This is a genomic window from Alcanivorax sp. HI0083 (assembly GCF_001635175.1).
The window spans coordinates 1-3,463 of the sequence record NZ_LWFX01001256.1 but is presented as its reverse complement, the minus strand read 5'-3'; the positions used below and the strand labels follow the sequence as shown (position 1 = coordinate 3,463).

Below are 3,463 nucleotides of genomic sequence, written 5' to 3'. Positions count from 1 at the left end.
CTCCTTCGAAGGGGATGCCCAGGTGGAATGGTTCGAAGGCTCTTACACCGAGTACGAAGAATACAAACGCAAGCAGCTGGGCGATGCGGCCCTGCAACCCAAGCGCATGAAGTACAAACGAATCGAAGTCTGATTCGTGCAGGATAATGCCGACACAGCAACAACGTGTCGGCCGGGGACGTAACAGGGACGACAGCATGAACGAAAGACGGCGGGCCAATCGGGTGGACTTCGACGGGGAGGCCACCCTGGCTTTCCAGCAGGACAGCCACCCCGTGTCACTGGACGACATTTCCATCATGGGCGCACGGCTCAACAGCAGCACGCCGCTCGCGCTGCCCGATGCGGCCCCGGTCACCCTGACCATTACCCTGGAAGACTCTGATATCACGCTCACCCTCCCGGCAAAAGTAAAGCGCCAGGAGGGCCATGATATTGGCATCATGTTTGATCGCCCATCCGTGGATGACATGCAGCATCTACGCCGCATTGTCATGCTGCATCAGGGCGACGACGGCGAAGATGACCCCGCCACCCTGCTGACCCCGGAGAGCTGACACCTTGGACCCGACCCTGGAAAGCCCGGAGTTTGTTGACCGCCTGCGCCAGGGAGACCGAGCTGCCTTTGGGCTACTGGTCAAAGCCCATCACAACATGCTGCTGGCCACCGCTCGCACCATGCTGTCGCCCGCGGATGCGGAAGAAGCGGTGCAAGATGGCTGGATCGCTGCCCACCGCGCCATTGCCAAGTTCGAAGGCCGCAGCCTGCTGCGCACCTGGCTTACCCGCATCGTCATCAACCAGGCACGGATGATGTTGCGCAAGGGCGGCCGCGAGATTCAGTTTGATCCCAGCAATGAACAGGACCCACTGGCGCACCGCTTTCGTGACGGCGGGCACTGGGACCATCCGCCACAACACTGGGATCTGAGCGGCCCAGACGCTCTGCTGACCCGCGACGAGCTGCGCCACTGCATGGAAAAAACCCTGGGAAAGATGCCGGACAATCAGCGCCTGGTACTGGAACTGCGGGACCTGCAAGGGATGGACTTCGACGATATCTGTAACATGCTCGACGTTAGTGCATCCAATGTACGTGTGCTGCTGCACCGTGCCCGCGCGCGGTTGTTTGAGCTGGTGGATCATTTTCAGGAGACAGGCGAATGTTGAAGTGCAAACACGTCGTCGAAAAAGCCGACGCCCTGGTGGATGGCGCCCCGCTAAGCAAACGGGAGCGCTTCGCACTGCGTCTGCATCTACTGATATGCCACCACTGTCGCCGCTACGTACGTCAGTTGCGTGCGCTGGTGACCTCGCTGCGCCGCCCTCCGCCGGAAACGGTCAGCCAGGAGAAAGTCGACGCGGTCCTCGACAAACTGGACAAGACACCCTGATTCACGCGACTTTCACAGTCGCTGACCGCTACTACCCGCCAGTGCACTTTTTATCATTTCGGCCCAATGCCCGGCGTTCTACTCTGACCCACCAGATCGTTAAGTGGACCGCCTGCGCTCACAGCATGATGACAAACTATCCTTCCCCCGGAGACGCTCAATGCGTAACGATGTACAGGATTATTACGGCAAACAGCTGCATTCCAGTGCAGACCTGCAAACCAATGCCTGCTGTGACCAGGCACCGCCGGAACATCTCAAGCCCCTGCTGGCACAACTCCATGATGAAGTGGTCAGCCGCTACTATGGCTGTGGGCTGGTGGCCCCGGATCAACTGGAAGGCATGCGCATTCTGGATCTGGGTTCCGGCTCCGGGCGAGATGTGTACCTGCTATCGGCACTGGTGGGCGAGCACGGCGAAGTGGTTGGCGTGGACATGACCGACGAGCAATTGGCGGTGGCCAATCGCCACCTCGACTATCACCGTGACGCTTTTGGTTACGCCAACAGCAATGTACGTTTCCTGAAAGGCTATATTGAAGAGCTCGACAAACTGGATTTGCAGGACGGTTATTTCGACATTGTCATCTCCAACTGTGTCATCAACCTGAGCACCGACAAGGCCAAGGTCATCGCCGACGTAAAACGCCTGCTGAAACCCGGCGGCGAGTTCTTTTTTTCCGATGTTTATGCAGACCGGCGCATCCCTGCCTCACTGGCCAAAGACCCGGTGCTGTACGGAGAGTGCCTGTCCGGCGCCCTGTACTGGAATGATTTCATCAACCTGAGCAAGCGCTGCGGCTTTGCCGATCCAAGACTGGTGGAATCCCGCCCGCTGACCATTGAAAACCCGACCATCGAAAAAACGCTGGGCAATATCCGCTTTTATTCCGCCACCTACCGGCTGTTCAATATCGATTCGCTGGAACCAGCCTGTGAAGATTATGGCCAGGCGGTGGTCTACAAAGGCACCCTGAAAAACAGTCCCAACGCCTTTGCCCTGGACGACCATCATTTTATTGAAGCGGGCAAAGTCTTCCCGGTTTGCGGCAATACCTGGTTGATGCTGGAAAAAAGCCGCTTTGCCACACACTTTGACTTCATCGGTAACTTCAACACCCATTACGGTATCTTCGAAGGCTGCGGGCTGAATGTGCCATTTGCACAAGCAAACAGTACAGACGCGACAGGCAGCTGCTGCTGATGCCCACCAATCCTTTGACCCACCCCCACCAACAGGACCTGAAATGAGCATCAAGAAAGGCCTACTTTTCGCCGTCCTCGCCGCGTTGATCGGTTGTTACTTTGTTTTCGATCTGGGGCAGTATTTCAGCCTCGGCTATATCAAAGAACAACAAAGTGCCTTTGATGCTCTTTATCAGGACAACCCTGCGTTGATCCTCGGTGGCTTTTTCGCGCTCTATGTCATTGTCACGGCACTCAGCCTGCCCGGCGCGGCTATCATGACGCTGGCCGCCGGGGCCCTGTTCGGCTTCTGGATTGCCCTGGCACTGGTGTCCTTTGCCTCCTCAGCGGGCGCTACCCTGGCGTTTCTCGCCTCCCGTTTCCTGTTTCATGACACGGTGCAGAATCGCTTTGGCGAACGGCTGAAAAAACTCAATGAGGGAGTCAAAAAAGAAGGCGCATTTTATCTTTTCACATTGCGTCTGGTGCCTGTTGTCCCGTTTTTCATTATCAATCTGGTTATGGGCCTCACCCCCATCAAAGCGCGCACCTTTTACTGGGTCAGCCAGGTGGGCATGCTGGCAGGCACGGCGGTCTACGTGAATGCAGGCACCCAACTTGGCCAGATCGGCAGCCTGGGGGGGTTACTGTCGCCTCAGTTATTGGGCGCCTTTGTGCTGCTGGGTATTTTCCCCTGGATAGCCAAGGCGATCATGGCCCGCTTGCAGTCACGCAACGTGTACAAGGGCTGGAAAAAACCCAAACAGTTTGACCGCAACCTGATTGTGATTGGCGCAGGCTCTGGCGGGCTGGTCAGCGCCTACATTGCCGCCACCGTCAAAGCGAAAGTGACCCTGATAGAGAAACACAAAATGGGTGGCGAC

General features: G+C 57.2%; 5 protein-coding genes. All 5 read left to right on the top strand.

The features are described from left to right. Positions 1-197: 197 nt before the first annotated feature. Entirely contained in the window at positions 198-557 is a 360-nt protein-coding gene (locus tag A3754_RS18375; protein WP_063520858.1) for a PilZ domain-containing protein, read from the top strand. Positions 558-561: 4 nt separating this feature from the next. Further along, positions 562-1,170 carry an RNA polymerase sigma factor gene (locus A3754_RS18370; RefSeq protein ID WP_063520857.1) on the top strand — a complete coding sequence of 203 codons (609 nt, stop codon included), beginning with the start codon at positions 562-564 and terminating at the stop codon, positions 1,168-1,170. Next, complete coding sequence (locus A3754_RS18365) at positions 1,164-1,394, top strand: anti-sigma factor (RefSeq protein WP_063519099.1); 231 nt, start codon at positions 1,164-1,166, stop codon at positions 1,392-1,394. The genes A3754_RS18370 and A3754_RS18365 overlap by 7 nt, the downstream gene beginning before the upstream one ends. Positions 1,395-1,554: 160 nt before the next feature. Next, positions 1,555-2,598, top strand: a complete 1,044-nt coding sequence (locus A3754_RS18360) for a methyltransferase domain-containing protein (RefSeq protein ID WP_063520856.1) — start codon at positions 1,555-1,557, stop codon at positions 2,596-2,598. Positions 2,599-2,641: 43 nt separating this feature from the next. Continuing rightward, positions 2,642-3,463, top strand: an 822-nt coding sequence (locus tag A3754_RS18355; protein WP_197468711.1) for a TVP38/TMEM64 family protein, incomplete at its 3' end; no start/stop codon positions are given.